The sequence below is a fragment of the Streptomyces sp. NPDC060366 genome (genome assembly GCF_042725135.1).
Lineage (GTDB): Bacteria > Actinomycetota > Actinomycetes > Streptomycetales > Streptomycetaceae > Streptomyces.
Map to the genome: position 1 here is coordinate 200951 of NZ_JBHXDC010000008.1, position 22564 is coordinate 223514.

Below are 22564 nucleotides of genomic sequence, written 5' to 3' on the forward strand. Positions count from 1 at the left end.
GTCAGCCCACTCTCATGGAGATGATCTGTAGTTCCTGTCCCGACGTGATCCGCACGTCGGCGCTCCCGCACGGACACAGCAATACAAGATCGGCCAGGGTGAAGTCCTCCGAACACGCCATGCAGTGCGCCGTTCCCGGAGGTTGTTCGATCTCCAGGGCGGCGCCTTCCGCGACGGTGCCCGCGGTGGTCAGATCGAAGCAGAACCGCATCGAATCGGGGACCACCGCCGTCAGCATTCCCACCCGGACACTGACCGTACGCACCGGCCTTCCCGCGGCGCGCTCGCACACCGCGTCGACAATGCTCTGAGTGATTGACAATTCATGCATTCGACCGTCCAGCCTTCCCCGTAATTCACCTGATCGGCCCTTGTTCGCCGGGGCGAAAAGCAGGGCCGCCCGGACGAAGCTCGTGTTGACAGAATGCCCCGCCGGATTCTAGATGGTAGCAATGTGAGCGACGCCACACCCATGACGTTCATGGGTATCGGGTGGGCCAATCCCGGAAGGCAGCGGTGCTATGCCGACACAAGCGGCGAAAAAAGCAGAGGACACGCTGATTCACGTTCTGTGGATCAATGCCGGACTGAGCTGTGACGGGGATTCGGTCGCACTGACCGCCGCGACCCAGCCCAGTATCGAGGAGATCGCACTCGGCGCGCTGCCCGGTCTTCCGCAGATCGCCGTGCACTGGCCGCTGATCGATTTCGAGTGCGGGCCCAACGGTGGCGCGGATGACTTCCTGGAGTGGTTCTTCAAGGCGGACCGCGGGGAACTGGAGCCGTTCGTCCTGGTCGTCGAAGGCTCCATTCCCAACGAGAAGCTGAAAGAAGAGGGTTACTGGTGCGGCTTCGGCAACGACCCGGCCACCGGGCAGCCGATGACCACCAGCGAGTGGCTCGACCGGCTGACGCCGAAGGCCACGGCGGTCGTCGCGGTCGGCACGTGCGCCACGTACGGCGGCATCCACGCCATGGCGGGCAACCCCACCGGCGCCATGGGAGTGCCCGACTACCTGGGCTGGGACTGGAAGTCCAAGGCCGGGATCCCCATCGTGTGCGTCCCCGGCTGCCCCATCCAGCCGGACAACCTCTCGGAGACACTCACCTATCTGCTCTACATGGCCACCGACCAGGCCCCGATGATCCCCCTCGACGACGCGCTGCGTCCGACCTGGCTGTTCGGCCAGACCGTGCACGAGGGCTGCGACCGGGCCGGCTACTTCGAGCAGGGCGACTTCGCGACGGAGTACGGCTCGCCCAAGTGCATCGTGAAGCTCGGCTGCTGGGGCCCCACGGTGAAGTGCAACGTGCCCAAGCGCGGCTGGATGAACGGCATCGGCGGCTGCCCCAACGTTGGCGGCATCTGCATCGGCTGCACCATGCCGGGATTCCCGGACAAATTCATGCCGTTCATGGACGAGCCCCCGGGCGGGCGGTTCTCCGCGAACGCCGTCGGAATGTACGGGGCGACGATGCGGCGGCTGCGGAACATCACCACCCACACGCTCGACCGCGAGCCGAAATGGCGCAGACGCGGTAAACAGCTCACCACGGGTGCCACGCGCACCTGGTAGTCCGAACGGTGCCCCATCGGCCGCGAATTCACCGGCCGGTGGGGCACCCACCTGGTAACTCACCGCTCGACCGAATCGCGAAACGAAAGAAGAGGCGGCCCCATGACGGCGACGAGCCAGGGCAAGGACGAACTGGTGGAGATGGCGTGGGATCCCATCACCCGAATCGTCGGGAGTCTGGGTATCTACACGAAGATCGATTTCAAGCAGAAGGTCGTCGCCGAGTGCCACAGCACCAGCTCGATCTTCCGCGGCTATTCGGTCTTCATGAAGGGCAAGGACCCGCGCGACGCCCACTTCATCACCAGCCGGATCTGCGGAATCTGCGGTGACAATCACGCCACCTGTTCCTGTTACGCGCAGAACATGGCGTACGGCGTGAAGCCGCCGCATCTGGGTGAGTGGATCGTGAATCTCGGCGAGGCCGCCGAGTACATGTTCGACCACAATATCTTCCAGGAGAACCTGGTCGGGGTCGACTACTGCGAGAAAATGGTCGCCGAGACCAATCCCGGCGTACTCGAACAGGCCAACCGCACCTCATCGCCGCACGCGGACGACCACGGGTACAGGACCATCGGCGACATCATGCGCTCGCTGAACCCCTTCACCGGCGAGTTCTACCGCGAGGCCCTTCAGGTCAGCCGCATGACCCGCGAGATGTTCTGCCTCATGGAGGGCCGTCACGTGCACCCCTCCACGCTCTACCCCGGCGGGGTGGGCACGGTGGCGACCATCCAGCTCATGACGGACTACATCACCCGCCTCCAGCGCTATGTGGAGTTCATGAAGAAGGTCGTGCCCATGCACGACGACCTCTTCGACTTCTTCTACGAGGCGCTGCCCGGCTACGAGAAGGTCGGCAACCGCCGGATCCTGCTCGGCTGCTGGGGCTCCTTCCAGGACCCGGAGCACTGCAACTTCGAGTACAAGGACATGACCGACTGGGGTCGGAAGATGTACGTGACCCCCGGCGTCGTCGTGGACGGCAAGCTCGTCACCACCGACCTGGTGAAGATCAACCTCGGCATCCGCATCCTGCTCGGCTCGTCGTACTACAACGACTGGGAAGATCAGGAGATGTTCGTGACCCACGACCCGCTCGGCAATCCGGTCGACCGGCGGCACCCGTGGAACCAGCACACCAACCCGCAGCCGCAGAAGCGCGACCTGGGGGACAAGTACAGCTGGGTCATGTCGCCGCGCTGGTTCGACGGCAAGGACTACCTCGCGCTCGACACCGGCGGCGGACCGCTCGCCCGGCTGTGGGTCACCGCGCTGGCCGGTCTCGTCGACATCGGCTACATCCAGGCCACCGGCAAGAGCGTCAAGATCAACCTCCCCAAGACCGCGCTCAAGGGCCCGGTCGAGCTGGAGTGGCACGTCCCGCGCTGGAGCAACACCATCGAGCGCAACCGGGCGCGGACCTACTTCCAGGCGTACGCGGCGGCCTGCGCCCTGCACTTCGCCGAGAAGGCGCTCGTGGAGATCCGGGCCGGCCGCACCAAGACCTGGGAGAAGTTCGAGGTGCCCGAGGAGGGCGTCGGCTGCGGCTTCACCGAGGCCGTACGCGGTGTGCTCTCGCACCACATGGTGATCAGGGACGGCAAGATCGCCAACTACCACCCGTACCCGCCCACCCCGTGGAACGCGAGCCCCCGCGACACCTACGGGACGCCGGGGCCCTACGAGGACGCGGTGCAGGGCCAGCCGATCTTCGAGGAGAACGACCGGGAGAACTTCAAGGGCATCGACATCATGCGTACGGTCCGCAGCTTCGACCCCTGTCTGCCCTGCGGCGTGCACATGTATCTCGGAGAGGGCAAGAAACTGGAGCTGCTGCACTCGCCCACGCAGTCCGCGGGCAGTGAGTGACGTGGCTGAGGTCCGCGACATGGTGGAGCGGCGGGCCGGCGAGGCCCCGAGGCCCGAGGACTCCACGGGGTCCGAGGAGTGGCGGGCGACCGGGGAACGTATCGACACCCTGATCTCCGCCGCCGCGGCCGGGGGCGTGGTGGCACGCGAGCGCAGCGAGGAACTGGTGCGGCTCGTCACCGACTTCTACGGCGCCGGCCTGGAACGGCTCCTCGACCTCGTCCACGAGCACGGGGGGCTGGACGACGAGACGCTGGCCGCCCTCGCCGCCGACGACCTGGTGGCCAGTGTGCTGCTGGTGCACGGACTGCACCCGTACAGCGTGGCCACCCGCGTCGAGAACGCGCTGGAGAGCGTGCGGCCGTACCTCGGCTCGCACGGCGGGGACGTGGAGTTGCTGGGAGTCACGGACGAAGGGGCCGTACGGCTGAGGCTGTTGGGCAGTTGTGACGGCTGCCCGTCCTCCTCCGCCACGCTCACGCTGGCGGTACGGGGCGCGGTGGAGGCCGCGGCCCCGGAGATCACCACGATCGAGGTCGAGGCCGCCGACGAGACGGCCGCCGGGGCCGCGGGCCCGCTGGTGCCGGTGGACGCCCTGTTCTCCCGGCTGCACGAGACGGTGCCCGAGACGGGTGCCGTCGACGCGGGCGCGACCTGGGAGCCGGTCCCCGCCCTGCTCGCCCTGGAGTCCGGCGGCGTCGAGCGCTTCACCGTCGGCGGGCTGCCGGTCCTCGCCTGCCGGATCGGGCCCGACCTGTTCGCCTTCCGCGACCGGTGCGCCCGCTGCGAACGCCCCATGGAGGGCGCCACATTGGCCCGGCGGCTCGGGGGCGACTCCGGTGACGGGGTGCTGAGCTGTCCCGCCTGCCGCGCCCACTACGACGTACGGCGCGCCGGTGCCTGCCTCGACGCGGAGGCCGACGGGGCACATCTGGACCCGCTGCCGCTCCTCGCGGACGGCGCGTCGGCCTCGGTGGCCGTGCCGTCGCCCGTACCGGCCACTCCCGTGGTCGCGACATGAGCGCGCCCCACGGCCGTGCCGTACCCACGGGCCGTGCCGCGTCCCCGGTCGCCGCACTGCTCCGGGTCAGCCGCAGCCGCCCCGGGCCGGTCGTCGGTGAGCGGTGCGAGATGTGCGCCGCGCCGATCGGCGAGGAACACCAGCATGTGGTGAATCTGGAGAGCCGCAGCCTGATGTGCGGCTGCCGGGCCTGCTATCTGCTGTTCACGGAAGAGGGCGCGGAACTGCGCTACCGCGCGGTCCCCGACCGGTATCTGCGCTTCGACGGGCTCCCGTTGGACGCGCGCACCTGGGACGAACTCCAGATCCCGGTGGGTCTGGCCTTCCTGTTCCGCAACTCCGTGCAGGACCGGACCATCGCGTTCTATCCGGGCCCGGCCGGGGCCACCGAATCCGAACTGCCCCTGGACGCCTGGGCGACCATCGTCGAGGCCAATCCCGGACTGGCCGTACTGCGCCCGGACGTCGAGGCACTTCTCGTACGCCGCACCGAAGCGGGCGGCGGAGGAGGGCGCCAAGTGGTCGCGTCCTGCCATCTCGTCCCGATCGACGCGTGCTACGAACTGGTCGGCCGGCTGCGCGCGTTGTGGCGCGGCTTCGACGGCGGCCAGGAGGCGCACGCCGCGATGGACGACTTCTTCGAGCACGTCCGGTCCCGCAGCCGACCCGCGGATCCGGCGGGCACGGTCGGCCCCTCGGCCGTGACCGACCCCTCGGCCGTGGCCAGTCCTTCCGCCGTGGGCGGGTCCGCATGAGCGGCGCCACGGCCCCCGGACTGGAGTTCTCCGTACGGGACATCGTCGCCGAGCCGTACACCGCCGCGCCCCAACTGACCGCGCGGCTGCGGATCGAGGACGGCTCGGACGAGCGGATCCACGCGATCGTGCTGCGCTGCCAGGTCCGTATCGAACCGCAGCGCCGCCACTACGGCCACGCCGAACAGGAGGCCCTGCGCGGTCTGTTCGGGGAACGCGAGCGCTGGTCGGACACGCTGCGGCCCTTCCAGTGGATGCAGTGCCACACGACCGTGCAGGGCTTCACCGGCTCCACCGAGGTCGACCTCGCGCTGCCCTGCACCTACGACTTCGACGTCATCGGCTCCCGCTATCTGCACGCGCTCGGGGAGGGGACGGTGCCGATCAGTCTGCTTTTCTCGGGCACGGTCTTCTCCAAGGGCGGTGGCAGCGGCGGCGGTTCGGGCTTCGGGGTACGGCAGGTGCCCTGGGACTGCGAGGCGCGGTATCAGCTGCCGGTCGCCGTCTGGCGGCGGATGATCGCCTGCCACTTCCCCAACTCCGGCTGGATCAGGCTGGATCACGATGTGCTCGCGCGCTTCGCCGACTTCCGTGAACGGCGCGGACTGATCAGCTGGGACGAGACGGTGACGACGCTGCTGGCGGACGCGCGGACGCGGACCGCCGCCGACGAGATCGGTGAGGTGGTCACATGACCCCGGTGACACCCGCCCCGCCCGTGGGGCTCGACCACATCCGTACGATCGCCGACGCGGTGCTGTACGAGGGTTACCTGCTGTACCCGTACCGCGCCAGCTCCCACAAGAACCGGTCCCGTTGGCAGTTCGGCGTCCTCGGCCCGCCCCACGCCGCGCCCGGCAGCTTCGCCGAGGAACCCGACATGGCGATGCAGGCCCTCCTCACCGCCCCTGACGACGCGTCGGGAGTCACGGCCGGGGTGTCCGTACGGCTCCGTTTCCTCCAGCTCCAGGTGCGCGAGGTGCAGCGCCGGGAGCGGGACGGGAGCCACACGGCCGTCGGTGAACTCACTCTGGCCGGGGTGTCCGTCCTGAGCTGGGACGAGGCCGTCGAGTGCGAACTCGACCTGGGCACCGTCCCGTTGGGCACGGAACCCGGCTCGACCGACGAGCTGCGCACCGTCCCAGGCGGCGAGGAGACCGAACCGCTGACGGACGAGCGGGGCACGCCGGCCGGGCGCGTCGTACGGCGCCGCGAACCGCTCACGGCCCGCATCCGTACCCGTACGACCTGGGACGACGGCTATCTGCGGCTGTCGGTCTCGGTGACCAACGAGCACCCCGGAACCGCCACCGACAAGGACGCCGCGATCCGCACGTCCCTGATCGGCACCCATCTGCTCCTCCAGGCACACGGCGCCGACTTCGTCTCCCTGCGCGAGCCCCCGGACGAGGCCGCGCCCGCCGCCGCCCGGTGCCGGCAGCGCAGATGCTGGCCGGTCCTGGCCGGGCCGAAGGGCTCCACGGACACCGTGCTGGGCGCGCCGATCATCCTCTACGACCACCCGGAGATCGCCGAACAGAGCCCCGGCGCCCTGTTCGACTCCACCGAGATCGACGAGATCCTGACGCTCCGGGTGATGACCATGACGGAGCGGGAGAAGGCGGAGGCGCGGGCCACCGACCCCCGGGCCCGCGAGATCATCGACCGCTGCGACACGATGTCGGCGGCCGACCTGCAACAGCTCCACGGCCTTCTCCGCGACCCGCACGGCCCCGCCCGGCCACCGGCCGCGGGCGCCACGGGCCCTCGCGGCGATCTGCGGGACGCCGAGCCGGCCGCCTTCGACACCGGCGGCGCGCCCTGGTGGGACCCGGCGGCCGACGCCTCGGTGGCGCCCGAGTCCGACGCCGTCGTCATCGAAGGGGTCGCCGTCGCGAAGGGCAGCCTCGTCCGTGTCCACCCGTCCCGCCGCGCCGACGCGCAGGACCTCTTCTTCGCTGGCCAGGTGGCGCGGGTGACCGCCGTGCTCTCGGACGTCGACGGCGGCGTCCATGTCGCCCTCGTCCTGGTCGACGACCCGGCGGCCGACATGCACGACTGGTACGGCCGCTACTTCTACTTCGCCCCCGACGAACTGGAACCACTGCCCGCCCCAGATCCCCGCCAGGGTGACGACATCCCCGGTCCGACGGAACAAAGGAAGGAGAACCCATCGTGAGAATCCTCGGAATGATCACCACGGGTGCGGCAGCGGCCGTGGCGGTCGTGGCCGTCGCCGTGGGCGTGCGTTCGATCCCCGACATCCGCAGATACGTCAAGATGCGCTCGATGTGAGCGCGTGGCGCGAGTGAGAAGAGCATCCGATGACTGACAAGAAACGTGGACGCCACGACGAGGAACCGCAGTCCGAGCGGGGCCCCAAGGGGTCGCGCGACACCGGTTCCGACCAGCCCTCCGCAGGTCCCGCCGACCGGCCGGCCGGCGGTTCCGACAAGAAGTCGGACACCTCCGTCAAACCGAGCGACCCCATCGACCCGGACTCGCCGAACCTTCAGTCCGGCGGCAACTGACGCGGCTCGGCGCCCCGCCGGGTATCCCGTATCCCCCGACAAGGGAGCACAGCATGGCGAAGGAAAAGAGCCGGCCCGACGACATCGACACCGGCGACCGTGCCGTTCCGCCGTACGAGGGCCGCCGGAAGACCGCCGACGTCGGCGGCAAGGAGAAGTCGGCCAAGGACGGCGCCAGGACGGGCGGCGCGACCGGCCCCGTCGAGGACCCCGACATGAAGTCCGCCGATCCGCGGAAGACCGAGAAGGGCGCCACCCGCTCGCCGAGCGACGAGCGGCCCGCCGACCGGTCGAAGGGGTCGCGGTCCGCGGAAGAGGACACCGGGCCTTCCCGTCACGGCGGCACGTCGCGCGCCGAGGACCAGTCCTGACGTGACCGGTGGCGTGCTCGTTGCCGGCATCGGCAATCTCTTCCTCGGCGACGACGGCTTCGGCCCGGAGGTCGTACGGCGACTCGTCGCCGACCCCGGGCCGCCGCTCCCCGCCGGTGTCCGGGTCGTCGACTACGGCATCCGGGGCATGCACCTCGCGTACGACCTGCTCGACGGGTACGACGCCCTCGTACTGGTCGACGCCTGCCCCGGCGGTGGCGCGCCCGGCGAGCTGACGGTTCTGGAGGTCGGCCCGGACGACCTCGGTACGGGTGAATTCGATGCACACGGTATGAATCCGGTATCTGTCCTGGCAAATCTGGACCAACTGGGCGGTACGCTTCCGCTCACCCACGTTGTGGGGTGCACCCCCGCCGACGTCGAGGAAGGCATCGGCCTCAGCGAGGCCGTCGCCGCCGCCGTACCCGAAGCGGTGGCGGAGGTGCGCGCGTTGGTCCGACGGCTGTCGGCGGCCGGGCCCGCACCCCGTACACCCACGACGGAACCCGCACCCGCCCGGACCCGGAGGTCCTGATCATGTGTCTCGGTATCCCCGGGCGAGTCGTGGAGATCGTCGAGGGGTACGCGGACCAGCTCGCCCTCGTCGACGTGGAGGGCGCCCGGCGCCGTATCAACATCGGCATGCTCGACACACCCCCGGCCACGGGCGACTGGGTCCTGCTGCACATGGGTTTCGCGATGGAGGTCATCGACGAGGCGAAGGCGGCGGAAGCCCTGTCGGGGCTGGAGATGATGGGCAGCGGCGCCCGCGAGGGCGCGGGCGGCGAGACGGAGGACCGCCTGACGCTCGGCCGCGAGAGCGCGTCCGCCGACACTCAACAGCCTTGCGTCCGACGCCGGTTCGAGGTGCGCGGCGTCGTACAGGGCGTGGGCTTCCGCCCGTTCGTCTACGTCACCGCCGCCGCACTCGCGCTCACCGGCTCGGTCGCCAACACCGCTGCCGGCGTCGTCGCCGAGGTGGAGGGCGATCCCGACGCGGTCGCGGAGTTCGGGCGCCGGCTGCGCACCGACCCGCCCCCGCTGGCCGTCGTGGAGTCGGTGGCCGAGACGGACCAACCACCCACCGGGGGAGCGGAGTTCGTCATCGCCGACTCCAGCGCCACCGACCGGGTCCGCACCCTGGTCTCGCCCGACACCGCGACCTGCCGGGACTGTCTGACCGAACTGCGCGACCCCGCGGACCGGCGCCACCGACACCCCTTCATCACCTGCACTCACTGCGGCCCGCGCTTCACGATCGTCACCGGCATGCCCTACGACCGCGCGGCGACGACCATGGCGGCCTTCGAGATGTGCGACGACTGCCGCACGGAGTACGACGACCCGCGCGACCGCCGCTTCCACGCCCAGCCGATCGCCTGTCACAACTGCGGGCCCCGCCTCGAACTGATCGGCAACGACGGCCGGACGGTCCACGACGGCGACGAAGCGCTGCGCGCCGCACGGCGGTTGCTCGCCGAGGGAAAGATCGTCGCCATCAAGGGGCTGGGCGGCTACCACCTCGCGTGCGACGCCCGCGACGAGGCGGCCGTCACCGAACTGCGCCGCCGCAAACAACGCGGCGGCAAGCCCTTCGCCGTCATGGCCGCGGACCTCGACGTCGCCGAGAAGCTGGTGACCGTCACGGACGACGAGCGGGCGCTGCTGACCGGCACCAGAAAGCCGATCGTGCTGCTGCCCCGCCGTACGCCGCCCGCCTCCGGAGGACTCGCGGATGCCGTGGCGCCCGGCAATCCGGACCTCGGCGTGCTGCTTCCGTACACCCCCCTGCACACCCTCCTCTTCGGTATCGGCGACGACGCCCTGGGCCCCGACGTGCTGGTGATGACCTCCGGCAACCGCTCCGGTGAGCCGATCGTCACCGACGACGCGAAGGCGCTGACCGAACTCGCCCCGCTGGTCGACGCCTGGCTGCGGCACGACCGTCCGATCCGGGTGCCGTGCGACGACTCCGTCAGCCGGTTCGTCGCGGGCGCCGAACTGCCCGTACGCAGATCACGCGGGTACGCGCCGCTGCCCCTCGCGCTGCCCTTCGACATCCCGCCGCTGCTCGCGGCCGGCGCCGATCTGAAGAACACCTGCGCGCTCGGCGAGGGCGGCTACGCCTGGGTCAGCCAGCACATCGGCGACATGGACGACCTCTCCACGGTCGACGCGCTGACCCGCACCGCCGCCCACCTCGGGGCGCTGACCGGTGTCGAACCCGAACAGCTCGTGGCGGATTCCCACCCCGGCTACCGCTCCGGCGCCTGGGCCCGCGCGCACGCCAAGGGCCGGGCCGTACGCACCGTGCGGCACCACCACGCCCACATCGCGGCCGTGCTGGGCGAACACGGCCTCGGCCCCGGCGAGAGCGTCATCGGCTTCGCCTACGACGGCACCGGCCACGGCGCCGACGGCGCGGTGTGGGGCGGCGAGACGCTGATCGCCGACTACAAGTCGTACCGCAGGGCCGCCCACCTGGCGTACGTACCGCTCGCGGGCGGTGACGCGAGCGTGCTGCGGCCGTACCGCATGGCGCTCGCGCATCTGCACGCGGCCGGGATCGGCTGGGACGAGAAGCAGCCCGCCGTGGCCGCCTGCCCGGCGAGGGAACGCGACGTGCTGGCCCACCAGTTCGCGACGGGCTTCGGCTGTGTGCCGACATCGAGCATGGGCCGGCTCTTCGACGCCGTGGCCTCACTGGCGGGCGTACGGCACGAGGTGGCGTACGAGGCGGAGGCGGCGATCGCGCTGGAGGGGCTGGCCAGATCGGCGGCGGGGGAGCCCGCCGAGAGCGCCTACGCGTTCGGTCTCCCGGCCCCGGCGGACCCAAGTGACCCGGTCGTCGCCGACCCCGGCCCGGTGATCCGGGCGGTGGTGTCCGACGTGAGCGCGGGAGTACCGCCGGAGCTGATCGCCGCACGTTTCCACGCGGCCGTCACGGCCCTCACCGTCGACCTCGCGGAGCTGTTCCGACGGCGGACCGGGCTCGCCGTGGTGGCGCTCGGAGGCGGGGTCTTCCAGAACGCCGTCCTGCTCGGAGCGACCCAACGGGCCCTGCGAGCGAAGGACTTCACCGTCCTGCGTCCCGTTCTGCTGCCGCCCAACGACGGCGGCATCGCCTTCGGGCAACTGCTGGTCGCGGCGTCCGGCTGACCCGGCGTCCGAGTCACACATCCAGAGAGAAGGGAGCGACACCATGTGTCTGGCAGTCCCCGGGCGGGTGCTCAGCACCGCCGAGGTCGACGGCGCCCTGATGGCCCAGGTCGACTTCGGCGGCGTACGTAAGGAGGTCTGCCTCCAGTACATCCCCGACGCGGAGATCGGCGAATACGTCGTCGTCCACGTCGGCTTCGCCATCCAGCGGCTCGACGAGGCGTCGGCCCGGCAGACGCTGGCGAACTTCGAGAAGCTCGGGCTCCTGGAGGAGGAGTTCGGTGACGGCTTCGAACTCGCCGCCGGACAGCGGGAATCAGTGGAAGCGGAAGGCAGCGGACTGTGAAGTACCTCGACGAGTTCAGCGACCCCGATCTGGCCAAGCGGCTGGTCGACGAGATCCACGCGGCCACCACCCGCCCCTGGGCGATGATGGAGGTCTGCGGCGGCCAGACCCACTCGATCATCCGGCACGGCATCGACCAACTGCTGCCCGACGGCGTGGAGATGATCCACGGGCCGGGCTGCCCGGTCTGTGTGACCCCGCTGGAGATCATCGACCGGGCGCTGGCGATCGCGGCCCGGCCCGGCGTCGTCTTCTGCTCCTTCGGCGACATGCTGCGGGTGCCGGGCAGCGGCCAGGACCTGTTCTCGGTCAAGAGCGCCGGTGGCGACGTACGCGTCGTGTACTCCCCGCTCGACGCGCTGAAGATCGCCCGAGACAATCCCGACAAGGAAGTCGTCTTCTTCGGCATCGGCTTCGAGACGACCGCCCCCGCCAACGCCATGACGGTCCATCAGGCCCGGCGGCTCGGCGTACGGAACTTCTCGCTGCTCGTCTCGCACGTACTCGTACCGCCCGCCATCGCCGCCATCATGGAGTCCCCCACCTGCCGGGTCCAGGCGTTCCTCGCCGCAGGACACGTGTGCAGCGTGATGGGGACCTCCGAGTACCCGCCGCTCGCGCGCATGTACCAAGTCCCCGTCGTCGTCACCGGATTCGAACCGCTGGACATCCTCGAAGGCGTCCGCCGCACGATCCTCCAGCTCGAACAGGGCCGCCACGAGCTGGAGAACGCCTACCCCCGTGCCGTACGTGACGAGGGCAACCTCCCCGCCATGGAGATGCTGCGGGACGTCTTCGAGGTCACCGACCGGACCTGGCGCGGCATCGGCATGATCCCCCGCAGCGGATGGCGACTGTCCGAGAAATACGCGGAGTTCGACGCCGAGCGCCGGTTCGACGTGGCGGACATCCGTACCGCCGAATCGTCGCTGTGCCGCTCCGGCGACGTCCTCCAGGGGCTGATCAAACCGCACGAATGCGCCGCCTTCGGCAAGGAGTGCACCCCCAGGAATCCGCTGGGCGCCACGATGGTGTCCTCCGAGGGCGCGTGCGCCGCGTACTTCACCTACCGCCGACTCGAACTGGTCGATGCGAAGTGACCGAGACCGGGACGACCAACCACGTACCCGCACCGGCGACCGCCCCCGCGACCGCCCCGGCCGGCAACGACCTCGACTTCGAGAACTGGGCCTGCCCCGTCCCCCTCCGCGCGACCCCGGCGGTCGTCATGGGCCACGGCGGCGGCGGGGCGATGTCGGCCGAACTGGTCGAGCACCTGTTCCTCCCCGCGTACGGCTCCGCCGCGGCGGCCGAACTCGGCGACTCCGCCGTACTCACCGTCGGCGACGGCACCCGACTCGCCTTCTCCACCGACTCGTTCGTGGTCAAGCCGATGTTCTTCCCCGGCGGCTCCATCGGGGACCTCGCCGTCAACGGGACCGTCAACGACCTGGCGATGTCGGGCGCGACGCCCCTGTTCATGTCGTCCGCGTTCATCCTCCAGGAAGGCACCGCGCTCACCGACCTCGGCCGGATCGCCCAGGACATGGGCGCGGCGGCGCGGGCGGCCGGGGTCCGGCTGGTCACCGGCGACACCAAGGTCGTCGACAGCGGCAGCGGGGACGGCGTCTACGTCAACACCTCGGGGATCGGGGTGATCCCGGCCGGTGTCGACATCGGCCCGCGCCGCGCCGCACCCGGCGACGCCGTGCTGATCAGCGGCGACATCGGGGTGCACGGCGTGGCGGTCATGAGCTGCCGGGACGGCCTGGACTTCGGTACGACGGTCGAGAGCGACACCGCCGCCCTGCACGGCCTCGTCGCCGCGATGCTCGCCACCGGCGCCGACGTCCACGTCCTGCGCGACCCCACGCGCGGCGGCGTCGCGGCCTCGCTGAACGAGATCGCCACCGCGTCGGCGGTCGGCGTCGAACTGATCGAGCGGGACCTGCCCGTACCGGACACCGTGCGCGACGCGTGCAGCCTGCTCGGGCTCGACCCGCTCCAGGTCGCGAACGAGGGCAAGCTGATCGCGATCGTGCCCGCCGACGCCGCCGACCGGGTCCTCGACGCCCTGACGGCGCACCCGCTGGGCCGCCGGGCCCGCCGGATCGGCACCTGCGTCACCGAACACCCCGGCATGGTGGTCGCCAGGACCGGCCTCGGCGGCACCCGGGTCGTCGGCCTGCCCGTCGGTGAACAGCTCCCGAGGATCTGCTGAATGAGCGAGCGCGGCGCGATCCTCTTCGCGCGGTACGCCTATCCGCCCAACGAACTCGGCTACTGCGGCCCGGCGGACCCCACGGCTCTGCTGCGCGCCACGGACACCGAGGGCATCGAGCGCGGCGCCCGCCAGTTCGACGGCGCCTGGTGCTATCTCGAATTCCTCGCCGAGTCGGCCGGACTCGACGACCCGCTGGACGAGCGCGTCGTCGAGGCGTACTGGATCGGCAACGACCTCCTGGACCGGGCCGACCCCCAGGCGCTGCTGGACCGTATGCGCGACCGCTTCCGGGGCCAGTCGGGCGGCACGTGGCGCGACGCGGCCGACGGTGCCCTCGCCCACCACAGCTTCCAGGTCTTCGACGTCTACCCGTGGGCCGAACTGCTGCGCGCATCGGGCAACCCAACGGCGCTGTCGGTCCTCGACCGGTGCCGGATCCGGACGGGCGTGGTCCGCGCGGTCGAGGGGGAGTCGGCCACGGTCGAGTCCCGCCCGCTGACCTGGACGGGTACGGCCCTGATCCCCGGGCCGCCCCGCCAGGAGTCCGTGCGCTGGTCGACGGGAGGCCGCTCGCTGATTCCGGGGCTCGCTCCCGGCGACCTCGTGGCGCTGCACTGGGACTGGGTGTGCGACGTCATCACGGAGCCGCAGGCGGGACGTATCGAATCGACGGAGGCCCGCCGGCTCGCGCCCGTGTGTTCCGGGGCGGCTACGCCAGGGCGTTGAGGGTGATCTCGGCGGCCTCGGCGATGAGGGCGTCGTCCGGCTCGGCGTCCTTGAAATCACGGCGGGACAGGACGGCGATCGCGATCGGGGCGGCCTTCGGGGGCCAGACGACGGCGATGTCGTTGCGGGTGCCGTAGCCGCCGGTGCCGGTCTTGTCGCCGACCTGCCAGCCGTCCGGGGCGCCCGCCCGGATGACCTTGTCGCCGGTGGTGTTGCGCTTGAGCCAGTCCGTCAGTACGGCTCGCTTGTCCGGCGCGAGGGCGTCGTCCACGACGTAGGCACGCAGGTCGGTGGCGAGCGCGCGCGGGGTGCTGGTGTCGCGGAGGTCGCCGGGGACCGCCTCGCTGAGGTCGTCCTCGTAACGGTCGCACCGGGTGACGCGGTCGCCGATGGAGGCGAGGGCGCTCTGGAGTCTCTTGGGGCCGCCGATCTCGCGGAAGAGCAGGTTGGCCGCGCCGTTGTCGCTGTGGCGGACGGTGGCGTCGCACAGCTGTCGCAGGGTCAGCCCCGTGGCGAGGTGCTTCTCGGTGATCGGCGAGTAGCCGGCGCCGGCGAGATCGTTGCGGTCGTAGCGTACGAGCCGGTCGAGCTGCCTGAGGGAGTACGTGTCCAGCATGACGGCGGCGAGCAGCGCCTTGCAGGTGGAGGCGTAGGCGAAACGTTCGTCGGGCCGGTGGGTGATGGACCGGCCGTCGCCGGTGTCGATCGCGTAGACGCCGAGCCGGGCGTCGAACTCGTGCTCCAGCCGGGCGAACGCGCCCTTCGTGTCCGCCGTCGACGTCCGCGTGGAGGTCGACGGGGTGGAAGGCGACGGCGTGGAGCCGGAACGGGGCGGCGGCCCGTCCTGACGGGTGCTCGTGCCGCAGCCGATGAGCGGGAGGGTCGCGAGGCCGCTCAGGGTGGCGAGCGCGGCACGGCGGGGGACAGAGGTACGGGTCGACATGTGGTGGTCGCTTTCCTCTCGGGGCGCCCGTTCGGACGCTTGGTACGGGGGAGTTCGGGGTGGTCCGGTCCGCTCAGAGGCCTGTTAGGCGGGGATTCGCCGGTCGCCGGTCCGTACCTCCTTCGACCCGAGGAGAACAACGCCCGCCGGTTTACGTCCAAGACAGATATCGCTCATGGATCGATCAATCAGCGATATGGTTGCTGGTCGTGGACCTGATACGGCATCTGCAATGCTTTGTGGCTGTTGCGGAAGAGTTACATTTCGGTCGCGCCGCCCAGCGTCTCGGCGTGGCTCAGCCACCCCTGTCGCAGCGCATCCAGCGTCTGGAGCGGGAGTTGGGTGTACGCCTCTTCGAGCGGACCAGCCGACAGGTGACGATCACGAAGGGCGGCACACTGCTGCTGGACGAGGCCCGCCGGCTGCTGGCCCACTCCGAGGCGCTGATGGCCACGGCCCGCCGTATCCAGGAAGGTCACAGCGGACTGCTGCGCGCCGCGCTGCCGGCCGACATCACCGGCGAGAGCGTCGCCGCGATCCTGGCCGGGTTCCAGGAGCGTGAGGGCGGCGTCGAACTGGAACTGCACGAGCTGACGACTGCCGAGCAACTGGCCCGACTCGCCTCGCATGACCTGGACGTCGGGCTCATCCACCACCCCTGTGACGTGTCCGGGCTGGAGCTGGGCCCCGTCCTGCGCCACGAACTGGGCGTCCTGCTGCCGCAGGACGCCCCGCAGGCGCGCCTCGAAACGGTCCCGCTCTCCGCACTCACCGGATACGACCTGATCCTCTTCCCGCGCGCCCACGCCCCGGCCGTCCACGACGATCTGCTGACCACCTGCGCCCGCCACGGCTACACCCCCACCGCGGTCCGGCACGGCCAGGGCCCGAGCTTCATCCGCGGCCTGCTCCTGGGCGGCCGGGCCATCGCCTTCGGCCCGCACGACGCCCACCACGCGGGGGACCGCGACCTCACCTGGCGCCCGCTGAGCGGCACGCCGCTGGCCTGGCGTCACTCGGCGGCCTGGCCCAAGGGGCGGGGCGACGCCGCCGTACGGGCCTTCGCCGACACCGTCACCGATGCCCTGGGCCGTACCGCCACCGCCGGCCCCGACCTGTCCGCCGGTCCGCCGCGTCTGCGCCCGGCGGCGGAGTACTGGATATGACCGAGCCCCCCACCCGCACGCCCGCCCGTGCCCACCCGCGCGACCGGATTCGCGCCGCCTTCGCCGACGCCGGTGTCACGGGCTGGCTGCACGCCGCGGACATCGACTCCGGCGCCCAGATCGACGTGGGCGCGGACCGGTCCGTCGTCACCGCGAGCGTCCACAAACTCTGCCTGCTCGTCGCGCTCCATCAGCACGCCGAGACGGGCCGCCTGAACCTGACCGACCAGACCGAATGCCCGAGGGAAGGCCGTACGTCGGGGCCGACCGGGCTCTCCGCCATGCTCGACCCGGCCCGTCTCTCCCTGCGCGACGCGGCCTACTTGATGATGGCCGTCAGCGACAACACCGCCGCCGACCTCCTCCTTGAACGCGTCGGTCTCGACGCCGTCAACGACACCACCGAGCGGCTCGGGCTCACCCGTACCCACGCCGTCCAGACCTTCCGCGACTTCCTCGTCACCATCAGGGAGGACGCCGGACGGGGCGGCCCGCAGGCCCTGGGCGATCCTCAGGTCCTCGCCCGTATGCGCGCGCTGGACCCCGCCCGCACCAACCGCAGCACCCCGCGCGACATGACCCGTCTGCTCGGCGCGATCTGGCGCGACGAGGCGTGCACCCCCGAACACGGCGCCGCCGTACGCCGGCTGCTCGCGCTCCAGGTGTGGCCGCACCGGCTGGCCTCCGGCTTCCCCTTCGACGACGTCCATGTCGCGGGCAAGACCGGCAGCGCGCCCACGCTCCGCAACGAGGTCGGCGTCATCGAGTACCCGGACCACGGCCGGTACGCCGTCGCTGTCTTCACCCGCGCCGCCAGCCCCGCCGCCACGCTGCCCGCGGCGGACGCCGTCATCGGCACAGCGGCCCGCATCGCGATCGACGCGCTGCGCGGCTCCGGTGCCGCGCCGGTCCGAGGGATGTGAAGCAGGCCGACGGACGGAGCGGACCCACTGTGCGGTAGTACTAGTCTCATTGGCGACGTTGGATATCCGTCGTACGGCTGGGACGCACTGAGCGGGGCGGTTGTGGAAGAGCACGGGGCAGCTGGCGATGCCGAGCGGGCGGAGACTCCCCGCGACGACGCGTCGGACCTGAGCGAGCGCCTCGACAGGCTGGAGCGGGTGGTCGCCGGGATGGCCGCCGAGTCGGTCGCGCGAGGCGGGAGTTCGGGGCCGACGGAGGCGGGGGACGTCGAGCCGGCCGAGACTGTCGAGCCGGTTGAGGCCACGGAGACCGAGGTCACGAAGACCGTGGCCACGGAGATCGAGGCCACGGAAGAGGCGCATTCCGCCGCACCCGCCGATCCTGCTCCACAGGCCTCAGAGCCCGAGGCCTCCGAAGCTTCCGGGCCCGAGCCGACGCCGGAGCCCGTTCCGTCCGCGTCGTACGAGGACGAGCCGCCACCGCACGACGACGACCCGACCGCTCCGCGCGGGAAGCGGCTACGACGGCTCGGCTGGGTCCTGGTCGGCTCCGGTGCCTGTTGCGCCGTCGTGCTCGGCGGCGCGGTGATCGGCGGAGGTTCGGCGCCGCCCTGGCTGTCCGTACCGGGCATATCGGAGAACGACGACAAGGCCCCGGCGAACTCCACACCGGCTCCGGGGGATTCGGCCCCGGGCGCGCCGGAATCCGGACCGGGCGCCGGCGGCGCACCGGGGTGGGGGGACACCAGCCGTACCGGGGAAGCCTCGGAACCGTCGGCCGGCGCACGGTCCGGCGGCAGCGGTTCACCCCGGCCCGACCCGACGGAGAGCGGCGCCGTATCGCCGTCCGCGACATCGGGGAGCCCGAGCGCGCCGGAGGCCACGACCTCGCAGTCCCCCACGGGCGGCACCGGCGACGGCGGCGCGGGCTCCGGCACCCCGACCCCCTCCGGCACACCGGCCGACCCCCCTTCGGACGACACGGACCCGCTCGGTGGACTTCTCGGCGGTCTCTTCGGGGGATGACTCCCGGACGACGCGCGCAGCCGGGCCGGGATGGTGTCTCGAACGGATTCTCCCGGCGCCTTTCCAACCGGGGCGTGCGCCGGAGGCGCGTCGTAATGCTCCGGCGTTCATCGATAAGCAAAAGAATCAATGGTGTTGAGATCGGTCAATTTCTGTCATCCACTCACACGAAGCGGCCATCTTTCCTACACTCAATTCACCATGCGGCGGCCGTGCTCGCCGTGCGACCGACTACCGGGTGAGGGGTGTCGGACGAAGCCCCTTCGGGCTTCGTCGCTTCCGGCATGATGACCCGTCATGTGCGCGAAGTCCGTGGTCCGGTTGACCGGCGAACGGCGGTTGATTCCGACCGTCGATCTTGTGTGGCGAGATCGGATGCGGGGGGCACCGGGAGTGGTTCGGAGATGGTGGCGGTTACGCGGCCAGGCGGCCAAGGCGCCGTCGCGGCGTACTTCTCTGATGGCGATCGGCGCGCTGCTCACCGGTCTCGCGATCGGTCTGCTGACCGAGCCGGGTAATCTCGCCGACCTGCCCGTCTACACCTTCACCGCCGGCCTTCTGCTGGCGATCGGTCTCTACGGCAGCACGCACGAACTCGAGGCCGCCGACGTGCGGGAGAACCTGCGCGCGGTGGTGGTGGCCGTCACCCTGGGAGTGCTGCTCAAAGCGGCGCTGATCTCCGCCGTGATGGTCCTCGTGGTGCGGGGCCCGGAAGCCATCGTGCTCGGGATCGCGGTCGCCCAGATCGACCCGCTCTCCGTGGCCGCCATGGGTGCCCGCCACCGGATGTCGCGCCGGGCCAAGACCCTGCTCTCGGCCTGGGCGTCGTTCGACGACCCGATGACCGTGCTGCTCAGTTTCTACTTCGCCGTGCTGGCGCTGCGGGCCGGTGGTGGTAGCGGCACGGTGTCGATGGCGCCCGACCAGGGCGCCGGGGCCGACTTCCTGCTGACCACGCTGGCCAACGTGGTTCTCTTCGGAATCGCCCTGCTCGTCTGGCGCGTGGTCCGGCGACTCGCGGTCGGCCGGCGTACCAAGGACGAATCCGGCGTCGTGGCGGCGGACAACGGCGAGGACGGCCGCGCGGGTACCCGCTCCGCCGCCGCGCGCCGGGCCGACGTGTTCGCGTTGCTGCTCGTCGTCGTCCTGGTGCTGGTCGCCGCCTCGTACATGCTGGTACTGGCCGTCGCGCTGGCCGGACTCTTCGTCCGGGTCGGCCGGTTCAAGCCGTACGTCAACCGGACCGTGTCGGGCGCGTTCCTGGTCGCCGCGTGTTTCCTGGGCGTGCTGCTCTCGCAGGGGATCGATCCGCTGCCCGGTCTCGCGCTCGGTGCGGCGGCGTTCGGGGCGCAGATGGTGGCCGCGCTGCTCGCCGGGCCCTGGCTGGTGCCGGGCATCAGCCGTGTCGACCGCTACTACCTCGGACTCGGCCAGCAGAACGGCATCACGGCGATCCTGCTGGCACTGGCGCTCGAACCCCAATTCCCGGGCACCGCCGGGGTCGTGGGGCCCGCGATCATCGTCGTCAATCTGCTGCACCTCGGCGCCAACCGGCTGCTCGACCGCAAGCTCGACGTGACACCGCCGCCCCCGCCGCCCGGACTGCCGAAGGACCAGGAGAAGCCGGAACCCTACGGTCCCCGGCCGCACGGTCCCGAGGCCCCGGACGGCGCGGCCGCACGCACGACGCCGACGGCGGACGGACCCATGGGCGCTCTCCCCGAGGTGATTTGACCGCGCGGAGCGGGGAGAACGAGGAGAGACACGGGAGGGGGAGCGATGGACCGGGTGGGGGTGGGGCCGGCCGCCTTGGGGTGCGCGGTGGCCGTATGGGTGTGCGCGGTCCCGTCCGTGGCGTTCGCGGACCAGAAAGAGGACGACGCGCGGGTCGTCTACTGTCTCGACCCCGCCCGGCAGCCGGAAATCGTGCGCGCGGCGGGGCAGTTGGATGTGGCTAAGCCCGTCACCGGGGATCCGGCCCGGCTCCTCGCGGGCCCGACCCGCACGCGGGCACTGACCGTCGAGCAGTGGTACGTCCGCCACCCGGAGGACTTCGGGCGGGTCTGCGAGGCCGTGATGGCCGCCCGGCCCGACGCGCCGGCGCCGGCGAAGGACGAAGGCGGCGGCGGTGTCCGCGATTCGGCGCTGCTGGCCGCGCTGGGCGTGGTGTTCACGCTGTTCATCCAGTTCGTGGAGCGCGGCACCCTGCGCCGCAGGGAGCGGCTCACGGCACTGACCGGTGCTACCGGCACGTTCTCCTACGAGGTGGAGCTCTATCTCACCGCCTGGCGGGAGAACGCCCGCAGCCCGCACGGTGAAGTGGTCACCTCTCGCGCCGCGTTGGCGGCGGCGCTACGAGGGCTCGGCCTGCCGGGGGCGCGTGGGCGCGCGGCAGGCGACCTGGGGAGGACTCTCCCGTTGCCGGATCCGCTGGAAGCGGTCGACGTCAAGTCGGCGGGCGGTGCCAGGTCGTTGACGACGGACGAGCGGGCGGCCGAGATCGGGCGCGTCCACGCCGAGTTGACCGCGAACGTGGCCGAAGCACAGGAACTGACCTCCTGGGCCGTGGTCTGGCACGTCCGCCGCTACATCCGCCGTCTCCGCTCCTCGCGTCCCCGGACGCCGCCCCGGACGCCGCCCCGGACGCCGGACCAACAGCCGCGTGGCGGCCCGAACACGGGGGCCTGACCGACCATGACCACCAGCCCGCTGCCGTGCAATCTGTTCGGCGTCCCCACCGGGGGCGCCGGACCGTGGCAGAAGTACGCGCCGCTCGCGCCCTGGCTGTTCGAGGGGCACTCCGATCTTTGGGCGCCCGTGGACCATGTGGCGCAGTTGCTGGAGAAATTCCAGGTACACGGGCCGAGCCCCTGGGATCTCCTGGACGTCGAATTCAGCCCCGGCCATCTCGTCATCGTCAGCGGTGCCCGAAAAACGGGTAAGACAAGTCTGATCCATCACTGCGTGCACGATCTGGCCGCCCGTCTTCAGGAATGCGTGATTGCTCGCGACGGGCCCGGGGGCGAGGATCCGCAGACGGTCGAGAAATGGCGTACCAGAAACCGCCCCGCCAGTTCCTTCGTGGTGGTTCTCGACGGGTACCGGAACAAAAGGGAGTCATTTGGTCGGGGCCGCATCGACGGTACCGGCGAGCTGTTCGAGCCCATCGACGCGCAGATCCTGGAGCGTGTCGTCGAAACCCTGAGGGATCTTCCGGAGTGGGACCGGGCCGAACGCGAGTCAGTACTTACCGTGGATCCGTCCAAGCCCTACAGTGGATATCACCGGCTCAAAAGAATCCTGAAAAACGTCAAACGCTGCGCATTGATCGTCGTGCCGCACGTCCCCTGGGCGCACACCGAATTGTCCATTAGATTCATAAATGAGTGCCACGAGATCGCGACCCGTGGCCTCGTGGTGTTTCTGGAGGTGTCGCAGATCGACTTCGCCCCGCTGCTGCACGCCGCGTTGGGCGAGAGACCGGAAGCGGTGACCCATCTGGAGATGGGCGCGCTGGAGAAAGAGGACTGGACCACCTACATCCGGCACCGGCTGACCGTGGACGGCATACCGGCTCCGGTGGTATCCGTCACGGACGACGTCATCGACACGGCGCCGTCATTACCGATCAATACCATCGGGGACATGCAGACACATCTCTACGAGATCGCCCAACTGGCTCGCAGGGAATACAACGACCGGATCGACACGGAAGTCGTACGCCGACACTTCGACGAGTTGACGCCACCCGATGTCCGACGCAGGTACTGAACGTCTCACCAGGGAGGAGCACCGCAGTGAGTCAGATCGACAGCAATCCCGGCAGAATCAATCCATTTCGGGGCAGCACCAGCGTCCAGCTGGAAGGCTTCGACGACACCACGACCGTCGGTAACGACTCCCCGAGGGACCGGATTCACA

23 protein-coding genes are annotated in these 22564 nt (G+C 70.6%); 21 read left to right on the top strand and 2 right to left on the bottom strand.

Features of this window, described 5'->3' with window-relative positions:
- Window position 1: 1 nt before the first annotated feature.
- Window positions 2-322: a hydrogenase maturation nickel metallochaperone HypA gene (locus ACFWHU_RS21300; RefSeq protein ID WP_203233644.1), complete on the bottom strand. Its 321-nt coding sequence runs from the start codon at window positions 320-322 to the stop codon at window positions 2-4.
- Window positions 323-521: 199 nt separating this feature from the next.
- Between ACFWHU_RS21300 and ACFWHU_RS21305 the strand changes: the two genes are divergently transcribed.
- The 15 genes from ACFWHU_RS21305 to ACFWHU_RS21375 all read left to right on the top strand — a co-directional run bounded on the left by ACFWHU_RS21305 (window position 522) and on the right by ACFWHU_RS21375 (window position 14585).
- Window positions 522-1577, top strand: coding sequence for a hydrogenase expression protein HypE (locus tag ACFWHU_RS21305; RefSeq protein ID WP_385792451.1), 1056 nt, complete (start codon window positions 522-524; stop codon window positions 1575-1577).
- 102 nt (window positions 1578-1679) lie between these two features.
- Window positions 1680-3452, top strand: coding sequence for a nickel-dependent hydrogenase large subunit (locus ACFWHU_RS21310; protein WP_387226336.1), 1773 nt, complete (start codon window positions 1680-1682; stop codon window positions 3450-3452).
- Window position 3453: 1 nt separating this feature from the next.
- A complete protein-coding gene (locus ACFWHU_RS21315) occupies window positions 3454-4473 on the top strand; it encodes a NifU family protein (RefSeq protein ID WP_387226338.1) in 1020 nt (339 codons plus the stop codon).
- Window positions 4470-5228: a DUF5947 family protein gene (locus ACFWHU_RS21320; protein ID WP_387226340.1), complete on the top strand. Its 759-nt coding sequence runs from the start codon at window positions 4470-4472 to the stop codon at window positions 5226-5228. Before ACFWHU_RS21315 ends, ACFWHU_RS21320 begins: the two co-directional genes overlap by 4 nt.
- A complete protein-coding gene (locus ACFWHU_RS21325; protein WP_385792447.1) occupies window positions 5225-5923 on the top strand; it encodes a DUF6084 family protein in 699 nt (232 codons plus the stop codon). The genes ACFWHU_RS21320 and ACFWHU_RS21325 overlap by 4 nt, the downstream gene beginning before the upstream one ends.
- Entirely contained in the window at window positions 5920-7407 is a 1488-nt protein-coding gene (locus ACFWHU_RS21330; protein ID WP_387226343.1) for a hypothetical protein, read from the top strand. The genes ACFWHU_RS21325 and ACFWHU_RS21330 overlap by 4 nt, the downstream gene beginning before the upstream one ends.
- A complete protein-coding gene (locus tag ACFWHU_RS21335; protein WP_385792445.1) occupies window positions 7404-7523 on the top strand; it encodes a DUF6893 family small protein in 120 nt (39 codons plus the stop codon). The genes ACFWHU_RS21330 and ACFWHU_RS21335 overlap by 4 nt, the downstream gene beginning before the upstream one ends.
- A 29-nt stretch (window positions 7524-7552) precedes the next feature.
- On the top strand, window positions 7553-7759 hold the full coding sequence (locus tag ACFWHU_RS21340) for a hypothetical protein (protein ID WP_385792444.1): 207 nt from the start codon (window positions 7553-7555) through the stop codon (window positions 7757-7759).
- Between the two features lie 53 nt (window positions 7760-7812).
- The gene (locus tag ACFWHU_RS21345; protein WP_387226345.1) at window positions 7813-8130 is read left to right on the top strand and encodes a hypothetical protein; all 318 of its coding nucleotides are present in this window, start codon (window positions 7813-7815) and stop codon (window positions 8128-8130) included.
- A 1-nt stretch (window position 8131) separates the two neighbouring features.
- Window positions 8132-8665, top strand: coding sequence for a hydrogenase maturation protease (locus ACFWHU_RS21350; protein ID WP_387226347.1), 534 nt, complete (start codon window positions 8132-8134; stop codon window positions 8663-8665).
- Window positions 8666-8667: 2 nt separating this feature from the next.
- Entirely contained in the window at window positions 8668-11289 is a 2622-nt protein-coding gene (gene hypF / locus ACFWHU_RS21355; RefSeq protein WP_387226349.1) for a carbamoyltransferase HypF, read from the top strand.
- A gap of 43 nt (window positions 11290-11332) precedes the next feature.
- The gene (locus tag ACFWHU_RS21360) at window positions 11333-11635 is read left to right on the top strand and encodes a HypC/HybG/HupF family hydrogenase formation chaperone (protein WP_385792440.1); all 303 of its coding nucleotides are present in this window, start codon (window positions 11333-11335) and stop codon (window positions 11633-11635) included.
- Window positions 11632-12735: a hydrogenase formation protein HypD gene (hypD, locus tag ACFWHU_RS21365; RefSeq protein WP_387226352.1), complete on the top strand. Its 1104-nt coding sequence runs from the start codon at window positions 11632-11634 to the stop codon at window positions 12733-12735. Before ACFWHU_RS21360 ends, hypD begins: the two co-directional genes overlap by 4 nt.
- Window positions 12736-12863: 128 nt before the next feature.
- Window positions 12864-13856, top strand: a complete 993-nt coding sequence (gene hypE, locus ACFWHU_RS21370; protein WP_387226548.1) for a hydrogenase expression/formation protein HypE — start codon at window positions 12864-12866, stop codon at window positions 13854-13856.
- The gene (locus ACFWHU_RS21375; protein ID WP_387226355.1) at window positions 13857-14585 is read left to right on the top strand and encodes a DUF6390 family protein; all 729 of its coding nucleotides are present in this window, start codon (window positions 13857-13859) and stop codon (window positions 14583-14585) included.
- Here ACFWHU_RS21375 and bla read toward each other — a convergent pair.
- Window positions 14569-15528: a class A beta-lactamase gene (gene bla / locus ACFWHU_RS21380; protein WP_387226358.1), complete on the bottom strand. Its 960-nt coding sequence runs from the start codon at window positions 15526-15528 to the stop codon at window positions 14569-14571. The genes ACFWHU_RS21375 and bla overlap by 17 nt on opposite strands.
- A gap of 239 nt (window positions 15529-15767) precedes the next feature.
- Between bla and ACFWHU_RS21385 the strand changes: the two genes are divergently transcribed.
- From ACFWHU_RS21385 to ACFWHU_RS21410, 6 genes are all read left to right on the top strand, one after another.
- Window positions 15768-16694: a LysR family transcriptional regulator gene (locus ACFWHU_RS21385; RefSeq protein WP_387226360.1), complete on the top strand. Its 927-nt coding sequence runs from the start codon at window positions 15768-15770 to the stop codon at window positions 16692-16694.
- On the top strand, window positions 16691-17617 hold the full coding sequence (locus tag ACFWHU_RS21390) for a serine hydrolase (RefSeq protein WP_385792435.1): 927 nt from the start codon (window positions 16691-16693) through the stop codon (window positions 17615-17617). The genes ACFWHU_RS21385 and ACFWHU_RS21390 overlap by 4 nt, the downstream gene beginning before the upstream one ends.
- Window positions 17618-17719: 102 nt before the next feature.
- A complete protein-coding gene (locus ACFWHU_RS21395; protein ID WP_387226363.1) occupies window positions 17720-18643 on the top strand; it encodes a hypothetical protein in 924 nt (307 codons plus the stop codon).
- A gap of 459 nt (window positions 18644-19102) precedes the next feature.
- Window positions 19103-20377 carry a hypothetical protein gene (locus ACFWHU_RS21400; RefSeq protein ID WP_387226365.1) on the top strand — a complete coding sequence of 425 codons (1275 nt, stop codon included), beginning with the start codon at window positions 19103-19105 and terminating at the stop codon, window positions 20375-20377.
- A 45-nt stretch (window positions 20378-20422) separates the two neighbouring features.
- Window positions 20423-21331: a hypothetical protein gene (locus tag ACFWHU_RS21405; RefSeq protein ID WP_387226367.1), complete on the top strand. Its 909-nt coding sequence runs from the start codon at window positions 20423-20425 to the stop codon at window positions 21329-21331.
- A 6-nt stretch (window positions 21332-21337) separates the two neighbouring features.
- The gene (locus tag ACFWHU_RS21410) at window positions 21338-22414 is read left to right on the top strand and encodes a hypothetical protein (protein WP_385792431.1); all 1077 of its coding nucleotides are present in this window, start codon (window positions 21338-21340) and stop codon (window positions 22412-22414) included.
- The last annotated feature ends 150 nt before the right edge of the window (window positions 22415-22564 follow it).